The following is a 15,892-nucleotide window of genomic DNA, read 5'->3' on the forward strand; positions in this document are numbered from 1 at the left end:
ACGGGTTATTTTGCCGCACGGCCGGACTTGCCGCTGCGGGGTTCGGGCGCGGGCCGCCGCCATGCCAGCCAGGCCAGCAGGCACAGCGTGCCCGTGCCCAGCAGGCCGGCCGCGGCCAGGTAGACGGGCCGCGCGCGGCCCGCCTGCGCCAGCGCGGCGGCGGGCGCATCCGGCCTCGGGGGCGCGATGATGAAGGCGAAGGCCAGCAGCACGCCGCCGATGGCCAGCAGAAAGAGCGCCAGCCAGCCCAGCTGGGGAATGCGCGGCCCCTTGGGCTGCGCGGCCGCCTTGGCGCGCGGCCTGGCGGCCGCGGTCGATCTGGCCGGCGCTTTTTCGGTGATCGTGTAGCTGGCCTTGGCCGGCTTGTCCGCCGCCTTCGACCTGGTTGCGGCTGGCGCTGTGGTGTCGCGGTCGCGCCAGCGCCGCCACAGCGCGGGCACATAGGCCAGGCTGCCCAACCCGGCCAGCGCGCCCAGCACGGCGGCGGCGGACAGGTGGTCGTCGCCCGCCAGCCAGTGCGGCAGCGATCGCGCCAGCGGCGAATCGCCGATGGTGCGGTAGAGCAGGTGGCCGCACGCGTACATCCCCGCCAGCGTCAGGACGACGATCGCCAGCACGGCCGTGCCGCTGGCGGCGTCTTGCGCGCGGGGCGTGGGAAAGCGCCGGATGGCCTGGGCGACCAGGCGGGTGCTGATCCAGGTGGCCGCGATCAGCAGCGACACGCAGGCCAGCGACAGGGCGAAACCGAAGAGAAAGCGGGCGAGAACCAGGGCCATGGAAAAACGGGCTGCCGCAAGGGCTGATGCGGGCGAAACCTTAGCACATCGCGGCGCGCCGGGCGGCAGGACCGGGATGCCTACGCGCGGCTCGGGCCGGCATCGCCGTCGAGGCGGCCCGGCGCGTGGGGATCAGGCCGGCGTCCGAGTCTCGCGCGCCGCGGTGTCGGCCGCGCTGATGCCGTCCGCGCCGATGCCGTGCGCGCCCAGGAAGGCCGCGTCCAGCAGCATCACGTAGCGCCGCATCAGCCACACGGCGCGCTCGAACAGCGCCGTGGCGGCGAAGGCGGCCTGCTGGGCCTGCGGCGACAGGTCGCCATTGTCGCGCAGCAGGCGCCTGCGGATGCCGTCCATCAGTTCGGAGCGGTCGTGGGTCAGCGCGCGCAGCACGGCCAGGTCGTCGGCCTGCGCCGACGCCGCGGCCTCGGCCAGCGTCTGCAGCATCATGTGCAGGCCCTCGACCAGATTGCCCGTCAGGCGGCTGACGTCGCCGGCCTGGCCGCCGCCCGCCACCGCCACGTGCAGTTCGGCCAGCGTCTCCTGCATGGCCAGCAGCAGTTCGTTGCGATCGCGCAGCACGATGGTGCGCTCCAGCACCTCGCGCGAGCGGTTGCGGTCCGCCAGGTCGGTGATGAAGTGTTCGCATTGCTTCAGCACGCCGCGTTCGGCGGCATGGCGCACGGCCGGCGCGACGCCGGGCTGCTCGACGTCGGCGCGCAGCGCGTCCAGGTAGCCGGGCAGGGTGGCCAGCAGGCGCTGCTGTTCCAGGTCGACCAGCAGCAGGGCGCTTTCGGGTTCGTCCAGGGCATGGTCGTTCAGGTAGTGCGGCTTGCCCAGCACCTCCTGCACGGACGGCGGCGCGCTGCGTTCGACGTAGCGGACGATGGGCCCGTAGGCCAGCCGCACCGTCAGGTCGGACACTATCTGCAGGATGACGTACACCGCCGCCAGCTGCGCGGAGGCCGACAGGTTCAGCGCGTGGATCGCGGCCGTCAGCATGGGCCAGCCGGTGCTCCATTCGACGGCGAACAGCAGCACGGTCACGGCCACGCCCAGGGCCTTCAGCAGCACCTGGTAGGTGACCAGCTGGCGCGCGCTGCCTTCCAGCTTGCCGGCCAGCATCTTCGCCGACAGGCCCGAGCCCAGGCCCGCGCCCAGCACGATCAGCGCGCCGCTTTCGAAGGTGATCAATCCGCCCGCCGCCATCGCCATGGTCAGCACGCTGACGGTGGTGGACGATTGCGCGATCAGCGCCACGCCCGTACCCATGGCAAAGCTCAGCACGTAATAGTGCGAGGACAACTCCAGGTACACGCGCAGCGTGTCCAGCTGCTTCAGGGGCCCCGTGCCCGCCTTGATGAAATCGATCCCCAGGAACAGCAGTCCCACGCCCAGCAGCGCGCCGATCAGATGGCGATAACGCGCCGAGTCGTCCAGCTTCAGGTAGTACGCGAAGCCCGTCAGGCCCACCAGGATCAGCACCAGCAGGTGCATGTTGATGGCGGCCACCAGCACCAGCATGGACGTGCCCAGGTTGGCCCAGTTGATGACGGGGAAGGCGCGCCGGGTCTGCACCGCGCCCGCCGTCACCAGGGCCACCAGCACGAAGGTGACCGCGTTGACGCTTTGCATGATGGCGCCGGCCGACAGGCCGAACACGGCGATGGAGCCGTGGCCCGACAGGGCGCGGGCGATCATCATGCGCATCTTGCGGCCGGCCAGCTGCTTGAGGTTGGCGCTGATCAGCCGGATGCCGATGAAGAAGAGGCCCAGTCCCGCGAAGATTGGCGCAGCGATGTCCACGTGAAAACGTATCCGGCGATGAAGTGATGGCCGGTACGCCATGCGGGGCGGGCGCCGTGGGGCGCCGCAGCCTGGGATGCACGCGGACGTACGGCTAGAGGTCGCTGCGGATTGTATGAGACGGGAATGACATGAAATATGACGTTTTTGTGATTGTGTTCACGTTGTTGCCCTCGGAGGGGCCTTCCGCGCAAGCGGGGCCCGGCTATGTCAGGCGCGCAGCGCGACCAGGGCATGCACAGCCTCGTCCAGCTCGGCGCCCAGGTGCCGCACCAGCTCGGCGGCGGGCAGGCCGCGGGCCAGCGGCGCGGCCTGCCCGGCCCACTGCGCGGCATAGCCCGCGTTGCCCTGGGCCTTGGCCGCGGCATGCAGGCTCTTGCCGGCGTCGTAGGCGATGGGGTAGGCCGGGACGGGCGGGCTGCCGGCCGCCTCGCCCAGCGCGGTCAGGCGGTTGGCCAGGCCGCGCGCCGGACGGCCGGAGATGGCGCGCGTCAGGGTGGTGGGCGGCGCATCGGCCGACAGCAGGGCCTGTCGGTAGGCCGCGTCGGCCGCCGATTCGGGGCAGGCCACGAAGGCCGTGCCCAATTGCGCGGCCTGCGCGCCCAGGGCCAAGGCGGCGGCGATGCCGGCGCCGTCCATGATGCCGCCGGCCGCGATCACCGGTTGTTCGACGCGCGTGGCCAGCAGGCGCACCAGCGCCAGCGTGCCCAGCTGTTCGTCGGGACCATCCTCGTCGAACACGCCGCGGTGCCCGCCCGCCTCGATGCCTTGCGCCACGATGGCGTCGATGCCCGCGCCGGCGATGCGCCGAGCCTCGGCCAGGCTGGTGGCCGAGGCCATCAGGTAGATGCCGGCTTCGCTCAGGGCGCGCACGCGCGCCGCGTCGGGCACGCCGAAATGGAAGCTGACCACGGCGGGCCGCTGCGCCACCAGCATCTCCAGCATGGCGTCGTCGACCAGGAAGCTGGTGTAGATCTCGCGAAGTTGCGCGGGCGGTGCGGCGCCGAAGGCGGCGTATTCGCCGGCCAGGTAGTGCAGCCAGCGCTGCTCGCGCGTGGGATCGGCCACCGCGGGCGCATGGCAGAACAGGTTCACGTTGAAGGGGCGGTCGGTCAGCGCGCGCGTCTGCTCGATGGCCTGGCGCGCGCCGGCGGCGTCCATGGCACCCACGCCCAGCGAGCCCAGCGCGCCGGCATTGGACACGGCCGCCGCCATGGCGGGCGTGCTGACCCCGGCCATGGGGGCCTGGACGATGGGGTGGGACAGGCCCAGCCGGGCGGCGAAGGAAGTGGGCATGAAGGGCTCCTGGAAAAGGGGGGCTCAGGGGGTGCGTTGGATTTCGCGCAGCAGCGCGTGGTACGAGGCGGTGTCGTAGCCTGCGCGCCGGATCATGAAGATGTGCGCATCGCGCAGGAACACCGTGCGCACGGCAGCTGCATCTCGGTGCAGGTCGAGCACCGACTGCGGCAGCACCGCCGCCGAGGTGCCGGCCATCACGCAGGCCATGATGGCGTGATACGAGTTGACCTCGACGACGTTCCAGCGCGGCAGGCCCGGCAGGGTCAGCCAATCCTCCGCGCACTGGCGGTACATGCAGCCGCGCGCGAAGCCCGCCAGGCTGCGCACCTGCACGTCGGCGGGGCCGCGCACCGCGGGATGGCCGGGCGGCAGCACCAGCATCAATTGCTCGGTGAAGAGATAGCTGCCCTGCAGGCCGGGCCCCAGCTTGTCCATGTCGGCGGATGCCGGCGATTCGTCGCCCGGATAGGCGACGACCGCGCAATCCAGTTGATGCGCGGCCACGGCGTCCGCCAGCGATTGCGTGGTGCCGGTGCGGATCTCGACGCGGACCTCGGGCCAGCATGAATGGAACCGCGCCAGCGGTCCGGGCAGCCGGCTGGCCGCGGTGCTTTCCATCGAGCCCACGCGCAGCGTGCCGCTGGGCCGGCCGGCGTGCACCGACTGGCGGGCTTCTTCGACCAGCGCCAGGATGCGTTCGGCATAGTCCAGGAAGCCATGGCCTTCGGGTGTGAGGGTCATGCGGCGGCCGTCGCGCAGGAACAAGGCGACGCCCAGGTCGTCCTCCAACTGCTTCAGGCGCGTGGTGACGTTGGACTGCACGCGGTCCAGCGCCTGTGCGGCGCGGGTGACGCTTTGTTCGCGCGCCACGGCGCGGAAGATTTCCAGTTCGGCGAATTCCATGATCGGGGCGGGAAGTCAGGACGGGGCATGCGCGCCAGATGCGCGCCGTACGGCCGCGGGCCGCATGCACAGCGCGGCGCCCAGCACCAGCGCCGCGCTGGCGGCGGCCAGGGCCGGATCGAAGCCATGACCCAGACCATACAGCCAACCGGAGGCCAGCGGGCCGGCGATCTGGCCCACGCCGTAGGCGGCCGTCATCGCCGCCACCAGATTGAAGGGCACCTGGCCGGCCACGTGCCGCGCGGCCGGCATGGCGATGGTGACCGTGCCCGTGAAGGTGCCGCCCACCAGCAGCGCGCTGGCCAGATAGGCGGGCAGGTTATGGCTGAGCACCGGCAGCAGCACGCCCACGGCCTGCAGCAACAGGTTCAGCGCCATGGCGCGGCGCGCGCCCAGCGCGCCATGGAGGCGGTGCCACCCGAAGCAGGCCGGGATGGCGCCCAGGCCGAAGGCCGCCCACAGGTGGACCGGATCGATGCCATGCAGGGCATCCCGCACGAACAGCGGCAGATAGGTGGCGGTGACGATGTAGCCGAAGCCCGCCAGGCCGTAGCTGGCGATCAGCTGCCAGGGGCCCAGGCTCGCGCGCGGCGCCGCGGCCGCCGCGTGGGGCTGCGCGTGGCCAGGCGCGCGGGCCGACAGCAGCGGCCACAGCGCCACGGCAAGCAATCCGGCGGCGGCGGCCAGGATGCCCCACAGCGCGCCGCTGTGCAGGCCCGCCGCGTTGCCGGCGGCGATCAGCTCGGCCGACACCAGGATGCCCGCGCCCACGCCCGCGAACAGCAGCGGCGCGCCGGCGTGATGGCCCACCACCTGGAACAGCCAGACGGCGGCGGCCACCATGGCCAGGGCGCTGGCCGCGCCGGCGACGAAACGCAATGCGTACAGCCAGGCATCCGGCATGTGCCACGCCATGGCGGCCAGCACCACGACAGTGGCCGCCAGCCCGATGCCGCACAACCGCGCGGCCTGCGTCGCGCGCATGCGGCCCAGCGCCAGCGCGCCGGCGAGGTAGCCGGCGTAGTTGGCCGATGCAGCCAGCGAGCCGCCGGACAGGTGCAGGAAGCCGTCGCGCAGCATCAGCGGATACATGCCGGTGAAGGCGAAGCGGCCGAATCCCATGGCGACGGCCAGCGCCGCGCTGGCGGCCAGGGCGGCCGCGACGGGGCGCAGGGAAGACATGGATGTGGGCATGGCGGGCTCGCTTGCAATGGCGCCGGGCAGGGCACGAACCGCCGCCGCCGATGGCATGCCCCCAGCATACTTTCAAATCTCTAAAAAAGATAGATATTAATTTTTTGTTCTTTTATAGAGATTGATGTGGCATAGCGGCCGGCCGCCGGCCGCAGCCCGTCAATCGCCCGCCAGGTCCTCGATGGCCCGGCGCACGCGCTGCACGTGGTCAGCGCCCGCTTGGCGCGCGGCATCGACCCGTCCGGCCAGCACGGCCGCGCCGATACGGCGATAGTCCGCCAGCCGCAGGTCGCGCAGGCCGGCCACGCGGAAGCACGCGTGCACCACGTGCATCTGGATGGCGGGAAACAGGCGCTTGAGTTCGCTATTGGCCGCGATGTCCAGCAGCGCGCGGTAGAAATGGCGTCGCGCCGCAAGGAAGGCCTGCCGGTCGGCCGCGCCGTCCAGTTCGGCCAGCGCGGCGCGCAGGGCCGGGGCGTGCTCGGACGTTTTCGCGCGGCGGGCCGCGCGGGCGGCCAGCAGGCCGGTCATGTACTCCGCGATCTCCAGCACGTCCTGCGCATCGGCCAGCGTGAGCGTGCGGATGGCCGCGCCGCGGTGGCGGTTCAGTTCGACGATGCCGTCGGCCGCCAGCTTCTGCAAGGCTTCGCGCACGCTGTTGCGGCCCACGCCGAACTGTTCCGCCAGTTCTGCCTCGACCAGGCGCTGGCCCGGCAGGAAGGCCCGCGTTTCCAGGCCGTGGACGATGCCGGCGAACACGGCGCCGGAAGCGGTGTCGGGCGAGGGCGGGAAGTCGGTGGACGGCACGGCGTTCATCCTTGTTTGTGGTACATGATTGTCCTACAATTTTCGAACTTGGAGACAACGGAGACAACGGCCCATGAGCCCTCCCAAGCAACTGCATGGCCGGCGCGCGCTGGTCACGGGCGCGTCCAGCGGGTTGGGCGCGCATTTCGCGGCGCTGTTGGCCGCGCACGGCGCCGAGGTGGTGCTGGCGGCGCGCCGCATGTCGGCGCTCGAGACCGTGGCGCAAGGCATCCGCGCCGCGGGAGGCCGCGCGGCCAGCGTGGAACTGGACGTGACCGACGCCGCGTCGCGCCAGGCGCTGGCGCAGGCCGCGGGTCCGGTCGACATCCTGGTCAACAACGCCGGCATCGTGCGCCAGGCGCCGGCCCTGCGGCAAAGCGAGATCGACTGGGATGCCGTGGTGGACACCAACCTGAAAGGCATGTTCTTCGTGGCGCAGGCCATGGCGCCCGGCATGCAGGCGCGCGGCGGCGGCAGTATCGTCAACGTGGCCTCCATCCTGGGGCTGCGGCAGGGCGGCGGCGTGCTGCCGTATGCCGTGTCCAAGGCCGGCGTGATCCAGATGACCAAGTCGCTGGCGCTCGAATGGGCGCGGCACGGCGTGCGCGTCAACGCGCTGGCGCCGGGCTACGTCGACACGGAGCTGAACCGCGATTTCTGGCCCTCCGAGGCCGGGCAGGCGCTGATCAAGCGCATCCCGCAACGGCGGCTGGGGCAGCTGCAGGACCTGGATGGCCCCATGCTGCTGCTTGCCTCCGACGCCTCGCGCTACATGACGGGGTCCGTCATCGTGATCGACGGCGGGCACATGGTCAGCGGGCTGTAGCGGCCCGGGCCGCGCCGTCGATCCACGCACTCACGTACCCAAGCAGGATTCATCGCGCTACCCGCGCAGGAATACGCCTCATGCAAGCTTCCGCATCGCCTTCCTCCCCCCGCAGCCTGGAGATCGCCCGACGCGTCGAGGCCTTCGTGCGCGACGTGGTGTTCCCGTACGAGCAGGACCCGCGCTGGGGGGCGCACGGGCCCGACGCCGCGCTGGTGGCCGAATTGCGCGACCGCGCCCGCCAGGCCGGCGTGATGACGCCGCACATCCTGGCCGACGGCAGCCACCTTACGCAGCGCGAGACGGCCACGGTGCTCAAGCCCTCGGGCCTGTCGCCGCTGGGCCCGGTGGCCGTCAACACCGGCGCGCCCGACGAGGGCAACATGTTCCTGCTGGGCCGCATCGGCACGCCGGCGCAGCGCGAGCGCTTCCTGGCGCCGCTGGTCAGCGGCCAGGCGCGCTCGGCCTTCTTCATGACCGAGCCGGCATCCGAGGACGGCGCGGGCTCCGATCCCTCGATGCTGCGCACGCGGGCGCGGCGCGACGGCGGCGACTGGGTCATCGACGGCCGCAAGGCCTTCATCACGGGCGCGCAGGGCGCGGCGGTCGGCATCGTCATGGCGCGCACCTCCGACGACACGCGCGGCGGCGCCACCATGTTCCTGGTCGACCTGCCGCACCCCGCCATCCGCATCGAGCGCGTGCTGGACACCATCGACGGCTCGATGCCGGGCGGCCATGCCATCGTTCTCATCGACGGCCTGCGCGTGCCGCAGGCGCACGTGTTGGGCGAGGTGGACGAGGGCTTCCGCTACGCGCAGATCCGCCTGTCGCCCGCGCGGCTGTCGCACTGCATGCGCTGGCACGGCGCGGCCACGCGCGCGCACGAGATCGCCGTGGCGTATGCCACCCGGCGCCGCGCCTTCGGCAAGCTGCTGATCGACCACGAAGGCGTGGGCTTCATGCTGGCCGAGAACCAGATCGCGCTGCGCCAGGCCGAGCTGATGATCGACTGGTGCGCCGACGCGCTGGACGCCGGGTCGCTGGCCAGCGTGGAAAGCTCCATGGCCAAGGTGTCGGTGTCCGAAGGCCTGTATGGCGTGGTGGACCGCTGCGTGCAGGTCATGGGCGGCACCGGCGTATCGGGCGACACCGTGGTCGAGCAGATTTTCCGCGAGCTGCGCGCCTTCCGCATCTACGACGGTCCCACCGAGGTGCACAAGTGGTCCATCGCCAAGCACATCAAGCGCGCGGCGCTGGCGGAGGACAAGGGATGAGCGAGGGCGGCGCGACCATGCCGGTGCGCGAGGCGCATCGCTTCGACGAAGAGCGGCTGCACCAGTGGATGACGGCGCACGTGCCCGGTTACGCGGGTCCGCTGCGCGTCGAGCAGTTCCAGGGCGGTCAATCGAATCCCACGTACCGGCTGGCCACGCCCGCGCGCGCCTACGTGCTGCGCCGCAAGCCGCCCGGGCAATTGCTGAAGGGCGCGCACGCGGTCGAGCGCGAGGCGCGCGTGATGGCGGCCCTGGGCCAGGCGGGGTTTCCGGTGCCGCGCGTGCATGCGCTGTGCACCGACGACGCGGTGATCGGCAGCTGGTTCTTCGTGATGGACATGGTCGAGGGCCGCATCTTCTGGGATGCCAGTTTTCCAGAGGTGCCGGCCGCGCAGCGCGCCGCCTATCTCGACGCGATGAACGCCACGCTGGCCAAGCTGCATGGCATCGATCCGGCGGCGGCGGGGCTGGGCGACTACGGACGCAGCGGGCAGTACGTGTCGCGCCAGGTGGCGCGCTGGTCAGGCCAGTACCTGCAGGACGAGGCCGCGGGCCGCGTTCCCGACATGGACCGGCTGGTGCAATGGCTGCCCGAGCACATCCCGGCGGAAGACGAGACCGCCATCGTGCATGGCGACTTTCGCGCCGACAACATGATCTTCCACCCCACCGAACCGCGTGTGATCGCGGTGCTGGACTGGGAGCTGTCCACGCTGGGCCATCCGCTGGCCGACTTCGCGTATCACGCCATGATGTACCGCATGCCGTCCGACATCCTGGGCGGCATTGCCAGCGTCGACCTGAAGGCGGCGGGCCTGCCCGGCGAGGCCGAGTACGTGGCGGCGTACTGCCGGCGCACCGGCCGCGACGGCATCGCCGACCTGGACTACTACGTGGCCTTCAACATGTTCCGCTTCGCGGCCATCCTGCACGGCATCCGCGGCCGCGTGGCGCGCGGCACCGCGGCGGGCGCGGATGCGCGCGACATGGCGGCGCGCGTCGAGCGCGTGGCGGCGTTGGCCTGGCAGCAGGCGCGGGCGGCGGGCGCGCGAGGGTGATCCGGCTTGCCGCGCGGCGTCGGGCCCGCGCATCGTAGCGCCGGCCTTGCCTGCCTGGCGGCGGATCCCGGGCCGGGCGCGCGCGCAGGCCCGTCCCGCCCGCCCTGGTTCCATGGGCATAGAATGGCTGGCCCGGCCCGGCGGCTCGCCGCCGCGCATGTCATCCATCCCGCCCAGCCGCGCCCGAGGTCCGCAAGCCGACCGCGCGCGGCGACTCTACTCCTGCCATCGTGTCGCTACGCCAATCCGCTTTCTTCATCCGTTTCGTGGCCGTCGGCGCGCTGGCGCACGCCTACGTGGGCCTGCGCCTGATCCCCGACGCGCCGGTCACGCCCCTGGCCGCCTGGGCGGCCGCCCTGTACCTGGCGCTGTCGTGCGGGGTCATTCCGCTGGGCATGCTCAGCCGCGCCACCGCCGGCCAGCGCCACGGCGACCGCATGGCCTGGATCGGCCTGCTGGCCATGGGCCTGTTCTCGTCGCTGTTCGTCTTCACCCTGCTGCGCGACGCCGCGCTGCTGATCGCCTGGCTGGCCGGCCTGGCGGGCGTGGCCGTGCCCTGGGCCGCATTGCGCGCGGACTCGGCCGTGGCCGTGCCGCTGCTGGCGCTGGCGGCCAGCGTGGCGGGTTTCTTCAATGCGCGCCGGCGCGCGCGGGTGGTCGACGTAGAGGTGCCCGTCGCAGGACTGCCAGAGGCCCTGCGGGGCTTCACCGTGGTGCAGATCAGCGATGTGCACGTGGGGCCGACCATCAAGCGCGGCTACGTGCAGGCCATCGTCGACGCGGTCAACGCCGCCAACCCTGACATGGTGGCCATCACGGGCGACGTGGTCGACGGCAGCGTCGAGCGCCTGGCCGAGCACACCCGGCCGCTGGGCGGCCTGCGCGCGCCGCACGGCGTGTATCTGGTCACCGGCAACCACGAGTACTACTCGGGCGCGTCCGCCTGGGTGGCGGAGTTCCGCCGCATCGGCCTGCGCGTGCTGTTGAACGAGCATGCCGTCGTCCGCCCCGCGGGCCACTGCGTGGTGGTGGCCGGCGTGACCGATTTCAGCGCGGGCGCATTCGATGCCGCCCAGCGCAGCAGCCCCGCGCGCGCCCTGGCCGGCGCGCCCGCCGATGCGGCGGTGCGCCTGCTGCTGGCCCACCAGCCGCGCAGTGCCGCGGCTGCCGCGCCGCTGGGCTATACGCTGCAGTTGTCCGGCCACACGCACGGCGGGCAGTTCTTCCCGTGGGGATTCTTCGTGCCGCTGCAGCAGCCCTTCGTGGCAGGCCTGCATCGCTACGAAGGCATGTGGGTGTACACCAGCCGCGGCACCGGATATTGGGGGCCGCCAAAGCGGCTGGGGGCGCCGTCCGAGATCACGCGCTTGCGGCTGGTGCGCGGGGGATAGGCGGGGCCTACCGAGGCGGTGCCCGGGCCAGCCAGGGTTATCCCGCGAGCGTTGCGGGATAACCCGCGGCCCGGCGCCTGGCGTCAGAAAAACTTGCTGACGGCGCAAGAAAAATACGTTCGACACGCGATCGTGCCGCTGGCCATACTTGGCTCCATCAACCCCTGGAGGCAAGGACGTCATGGCGCTGGAAATCGTACCCTTTGAACGCGGATTCGGCGCCGAGGTGCGCGGCATCCCCGCCGACCTGGCCCTGACGGCCGGGCAACTCGACCAGGTGGCCGACGCCTGGACCGCCCACAGCGTGCTGCGGTTCCGGGGCCTGGAGATGTCTCCCGAGCAGCACATCGCGTTCTCGCGGGCACTGGGTCCGCTGCACATCATGAAGCCGCTGAAGTTCAACCTGGAGGGGTACCCCGAAGTCTTCGTGGTCTCCAATGCTTCCAAGGAGGATCCGGCCAGGCCCGTCACGCGCAACGAGGCCGGCGAGGCCGGACTGCGCCGCGCGGGCGAGGGGTTCCACACCGACGGCGAGGACAAGCGCGTTCCCAACGCAGGATCGTTCCTGTATGCGCTGCGCGTGCCGCCCGAACGCGGCGACACGCTGTTCGTGGACATGTACGCCGCGTACGAAGCGCTGCCGGCGGCGGCGCGCCACGCCATCGCCGGCCGCCGCGCCCGCTACAGCCGTATCGACCTGCATGCCGTGCACTATCCGCACATGGACCCGCTGACGGAAGAAGAGAAGCGGGACCGGCCCGACGTGTATCACCCCCTGGCGCGCCGGCATCCCGTCAGCGGCCGTACCTCGCTGTACATCGGCCGCTGGGCCTGCGACATCGAAGGCCTGCCGCCCGACGAAGGCCGCCGCCTGATCGCTTGGTTGCAGGTCTTCGCGCAACAGCCGCGCTTCCAGTTCCGCCAGCAATGGCAGGCGGGGGACGCCGTGCTGTGGGACAACCGATGCACCCAGCATTGCGCGACGGGGTTCGACGACGCGAAGTACGTGCGCACCATGTATCGAACCACGCTGGAAGGCGACGTGCCGGTCATGGCCGAGGCATCCGCCGGCATCGCGCTGCCATGAACATCCGCTTCCTGGAGACCGTGCTGTGGCTGGCCCGGCTGCGCAGCATCAAGGCGACCGCCGAACAGCTGTGCATCACGCACGCGGCCATCTCGAACCGCATCGCCTCCATCGAGCACGACCTGGGCGTGAAGTTGTTCGTGCGCTCGGACCAGGGGTTCGAACCGACCCCCGAAGGCTTGCGCTTCATCGACCAGGCCCAGGTCATCATCGACGCCTATCACAAGCTGCGCCACGTCATGCTGGATCCCGGGCGCCTGCGCGGCCACGTGCGGCTGGGCGCGGTGAGCACGTTGATTCCCACGGTGTTTCCGTTGCTGGTCCGCACGGTCCGCGAAGAGTACCCGCACGTCTCGCTAAGCGTGACCACGGAGCTGTCCGAACGCCTGTTGAAAGAGCTGGAGGCGGGACGGCTGGACATGGTCCTGGTCTCCGACCTGTCGGCCAGCGGCGCGCAGTTCGAACTGACGCCGCTGTGCTCGTTCTCGATGGATTTCGTGGCCAGTCCGTTGCTGGCGGCGGATGTCAGCCAACCGCTGACGCCGCAGGATCTGGCGCGCCATCCCATCATCGGCTATCCGCCGGGCACGCCGTCGCAGGCCCGTATCGAGGCGTACTTCGCCGACGAGGCGCAACAGACCGTGGTCATCCACGCATCGGCGGCGCTGCCCACGAACGTCCAGATGGTGACCTCGGGGATCGGCATCGCCGCCGTGCCGCTGGCGTCGGTGCAGCGCGAGATCCAGCAGGGCGCGCTGGTGGTGCTGCCGGTGACCAAGCCCTTCGTCGCGGTGCATTACGTGGCCGCGTACATCCGCAACGACGAGCCCGGTCTGGCGCGCGCCGTGGCGGCGCTGGCCCGGCAGGCGGCATCCCGCTATTGCGAAGCCTCCGATCCGGGCCTGGCCTGGCAGGAGGATCGCGACGATGTTTTCCAGGAGAACCCATGAAAGTCTGTTTGGTGCAAATGAATTCGGTCGCGGACAAGCGCCGCAACGTCGATGAGGCCGACCGCCTGGCGCGCGAGGCCATCAGCAGCGATGGCGCGCGTTTCGTCAGCTTTCCCGAGCACTTCGACTGGGCGGGCGGCAGCGTGGCGGACAAAGTGGCCGCGGGCGAGGCCGAGCGGGACGGCCCCGCGTACGCCATGTGCAGGCAGCTGGCGGTGGACCATGGCATCCACGTGCACAGCGGCAGCTTCTACGAGCGCGCCCCGGGCGGCACGCACGTCTACAACACTTCGGTGGTCTTCGACCCCAAGGGCAACGAGATCGCCCGCTACCGCAAGATCCACCTGTTCGACATCGTCACGCCCGACGGCCTGCGCTACGGCGAGTCCGACGCCGTGCGCGCTGGCCGCGACGTCGTGGTGGCCGACATCGACGGCGTGCGCTTCGGCCTGGCGATCTGCTACGACCTGCGTTTTCCGCAGCTGTTCCAGAAGCTGGTGGAGCAGGGCGCGCAGGCCATCGTGCTGCCGGCCGCCTTCACGTTGCAGACCGGCAAGGACCACTGGGACGTGCTGTGCCGCGCGCGCGCCATCGAGACGCAGTCCTATTTCCTGGCACCGGCGCAGTACGGCCCCTTCGATCAGGAGGGGGAGCGCCGCTACACCTACGGCCACACGCTGGTGTGCGATCCATGGGGCCATATCGTGGCCAAGGCCTCCGACGGCGTGGGCGCGCTGACGGCCACGCTGGATTTCCAGCGCGTGGCGCAGGCGCGCAAGCAGATTCCGTTGGCTGACCACAAGGTGTTCTGACATGAAAAAGTACGCAATCGGCGCCACGCCGCCCGCGCTGGATCCCCAGGTCTTCCATTGGCTGAAAGACGTCGAGACCGCCACGGTCGGACATTTCCGCCATTGGGGGTTCATGGATGCCCGCATCCAGCCGCTGGAGCATCGGCGCCGCGTCATCGGCCGCGCCATCACCGTGGCGCTGCCGGGACAGGACTCGACCCTGCTGCACCACGCGCTCAGCCAGCTGGCGCCCGGCGACATCGTGGTGGTGGACCGCCTGGGCGATCGCAAGCATGCCTGCTGGGGCGGCGGCGTCACGCAGGGCGCGGTGGCCGCCGGCGCCGCGGGCGCCGTGGTCGACGGCATGTGCACCGATCCGTCCGAGATCGCGGCGTCCGGCCTGCCCGTATGGTGCCGCGGCGTCTCGCCCATCACCACGCGCATCTACGACATCGGCGGCATGCTCAACATGCCGGTGTCCTGCGGGGGCGTGGTCGTCAATCCGGGCGATGTGATCCTGGCCGACGAGAACGGCGTGCTGGTGCTGCCGCCCGGCGAGGTCGAGGAAGTGGCGCGCGCCGCCTTGCAGAAACAGGCCAGGCAGGCCGCCAACGCGGAGAAGATCAGCCGGGGCGAACGCCTGGGCGATCTGTCTGGAGCGAGCGCCCACGTCGCGCGAGCCCAGTGAAGTCAGGGCGATACGCCCGTCTCATAACGTCAAGGGGAAGTACATGAACGCAGCAACTGACTGCCGGGCGGCGCTGCGCCGCCTGGCGGCTGGCGCCTTGCTGGCGCTGGCATGCGCCGGGCCTGCCATGGCGGCCTGGCCCGAGCGGCCGGTACGGATCATCGTGCCGTTTCCGCCCGGCAATTCCTCCGATGTGTCCATGCGCCTGATCGCCGAGAAGCTGACCGGGGCGCTGGGACAGTCGGTGGTCGTGGAGAACCGCACCGGCGCGGGGGGAACCATCGGCACCGATTATGTCGCCAAGCAGCCGGCGGATGGGTACACGCTTGCCATGGGGTCCACGGGCCCGATGACCATCGCGCAATGGCTGCGGCCAGGCACGCTGGGCTATGACGCCGCGCGCGACTTCGTGCCGGTGGGCGCCGTGGCCTGGGCGCCCCAGGTGATGGTGGTGCGCAAGGATTTTCCGGCGTCGGACTTCAAGGCGTTCGTGGCCTATGGCAAGAAGCCCGATGCCAGGCTGACGTATGGCTCCTCGGGCAACGGCACCACGCCCCACCTGGTGATTTCGGCCATGTTGGCGCAGGCCGGCCTGCAGGCGACGCACATTCCGTACCGGGGCGGCGTGCAGACCGCGACCGACCTGGTGGGCGGCCAGATCGACTTCATCTCGGACAACGTGCCGGTGGTCAGCGCGCTGATGGAATCCGGCAAGGTCAAGCCGCTGGGTGTCACCTCCGCCACCCGCATTCCTTCCCTGCCCGACATTCCCACGCTGCGGGAGCAGGGACTCGACGGTTTCGACCTGCAGGGCTGGATCCTGCTGCTGGCGCCCACGGGTACGCCCGAGGACGTGGTGGCGCGGCTGCGCAAGGAAGTGGCTGCCCTGATGCGCCTGTCCGACGTGCGCGCACGCCTGAATGCCCAAGGCCTGGTTCCGATGGACATGTCCACCGAGCAGATGGGCGGCTTCCTGGCCGCGGAGTCGGCCAAATGGAAGAGGCTGGTCGAGCAGTCGGGCGCCGCTTCGAACTGAACCCTG

15 protein-coding genes are annotated in these 15,892 nt (G+C 70.9%); 9 read left to right on the forward strand and 6 right to left on the reverse strand.

The features are described from left to right. Nucleotides 1-5: 5 nt before the first annotated feature. From FS845_RS04505 to FS845_RS04530, 6 genes are all read right to left on the reverse strand, one after another. Nucleotides 6-776 carry a hypothetical protein gene (locus FS845_RS04505; RefSeq protein ID WP_144630904.1) on the reverse strand — a complete coding sequence of 257 codons (771 nt, stop codon included), beginning with the start codon at nt 774-776 and terminating at the stop codon, nt 6-8. Between the two features lie 132 nt (nt 777-908). Continuing rightward, nucleotides 909-2,579, reverse strand: a complete 1,671-nt coding sequence (locus FS845_RS04510) for a Na/Pi symporter (protein ID WP_186332154.1) — start codon at nt 2,577-2,579, stop codon at nt 909-911. 210 nt (nt 2,580-2,789) lie between these two features. After that, nucleotides 2,790-3,875: an NAD(P)H-dependent flavin oxidoreductase gene (locus tag FS845_RS04515; RefSeq protein ID WP_144630906.1), complete on the reverse strand. Its 1,086-nt coding sequence runs from the start codon at nt 3,873-3,875 to the stop codon at nt 2,790-2,792. A 24-nt stretch (nt 3,876-3,899) separates the two neighbouring features. After that, a complete protein-coding gene (locus tag FS845_RS04520) occupies nt 3,900-4,781 on the reverse strand; it encodes a LysR family transcriptional regulator (protein WP_144630907.1) in 882 nt (293 codons plus the stop codon). Nucleotides 4,782-4,796: 15 nt separating this feature from the next. Further along, nucleotides 4,797-5,975, reverse strand: coding sequence for a YbfB/YjiJ family MFS transporter (locus FS845_RS04525; protein WP_222129955.1), 1,179 nt, complete (start codon nt 5,973-5,975; stop codon nt 4,797-4,799). Nucleotides 5,976-6,134: 159 nt separating this feature from the next. Further along, the gene (locus FS845_RS04530; RefSeq protein ID WP_409929250.1) at nt 6,135-6,782 is read right to left on the reverse strand and encodes a GntR family transcriptional regulator; all 648 of its coding nucleotides are present in this window, start codon (nt 6,780-6,782) and stop codon (nt 6,135-6,137) included. 73 nt (nt 6,783-6,855) lie between these two features. Between FS845_RS04530 and FS845_RS04535 the strand changes: the two genes are divergently transcribed. The 9 genes from FS845_RS04535 to FS845_RS04575 all read left to right on the forward strand — a co-directional run bounded on the left by FS845_RS04535 (nt 6,856) and on the right by FS845_RS04575 (nt 15,886). Then, nucleotides 6,856-7,608, forward strand: a complete 753-nt coding sequence (locus FS845_RS04535) for an SDR family NAD(P)-dependent oxidoreductase (RefSeq protein WP_144630909.1) — start codon at nt 6,856-6,858, stop codon at nt 7,606-7,608. Nucleotides 7,609-7,688: 80 nt separating this feature from the next. Beyond that, on the forward strand, nt 7,689-8,885 hold the full coding sequence (locus tag FS845_RS04540; RefSeq protein WP_144630910.1) for an acyl-CoA dehydrogenase family protein: 1,197 nt from the start codon (nt 7,689-7,691) through the stop codon (nt 8,883-8,885). Continuing rightward, complete coding sequence (locus tag FS845_RS04545) at nt 8,882-9,943, forward strand: phosphotransferase (protein WP_144630911.1); 1,062 nt, start codon at nt 8,882-8,884, stop codon at nt 9,941-9,943. Before FS845_RS04540 ends, FS845_RS04545 begins: the two co-directional genes overlap by 4 nt. Nucleotides 9,944-10,173: 230 nt before the next feature. Beyond that, the gene (locus FS845_RS04550; RefSeq protein WP_144630912.1) at nt 10,174-11,334 is read left to right on the forward strand and encodes a metallophosphoesterase; all 1,161 of its coding nucleotides are present in this window, start codon (nt 10,174-10,176) and stop codon (nt 11,332-11,334) included. 181 nt (nt 11,335-11,515) lie between these two features. Next, the gene (locus FS845_RS04555) at nt 11,516-12,421 is read left to right on the forward strand and encodes a TauD/TfdA dioxygenase family protein (protein WP_144630913.1); all 906 of its coding nucleotides are present in this window, start codon (nt 11,516-11,518) and stop codon (nt 12,419-12,421) included. Continuing rightward, entirely contained in the window at nt 12,418-13,371 is a 954-nt protein-coding gene (locus tag FS845_RS04560; protein ID WP_186332155.1) for a LysR family transcriptional regulator, read from the forward strand. Before FS845_RS04555 ends, FS845_RS04560 begins: the two co-directional genes overlap by 4 nt. Next, the gene (locus FS845_RS04565) at nt 13,368-14,183 is read left to right on the forward strand and encodes a carbon-nitrogen hydrolase family protein (RefSeq protein ID WP_144630915.1); all 816 of its coding nucleotides are present in this window, start codon (nt 13,368-13,370) and stop codon (nt 14,181-14,183) included. Before FS845_RS04560 ends, FS845_RS04565 begins: the two co-directional genes overlap by 4 nt. Before the next feature lies 1 nt (nt 14,184). After that, nucleotides 14,185-14,850 carry an RraA family protein gene (locus FS845_RS04570; protein WP_144630916.1) on the forward strand — a complete coding sequence of 222 codons (666 nt, stop codon included), beginning with the start codon at nt 14,185-14,187 and terminating at the stop codon, nt 14,848-14,850. A 43-nt stretch (nt 14,851-14,893) separates the two neighbouring features. Next, nucleotides 14,894-15,886 carry a Bug family tripartite tricarboxylate transporter substrate binding protein gene (locus FS845_RS04575; protein WP_144630917.1) on the forward strand — a complete coding sequence of 331 codons (993 nt, stop codon included), beginning with the start codon at nt 14,894-14,896 and terminating at the stop codon, nt 15,884-15,886. The last annotated feature ends 6 nt before the right edge of the window (nt 15,887-15,892 follow it).

Origin of the sequence: Bordetella genomosp. 13 (genome assembly GCF_007679965.1) — a bacterium.
Classification (GTDB): Bacteria; Pseudomonadota; Gammaproteobacteria; order Burkholderiales; family Burkholderiaceae_B; genus Bordetella.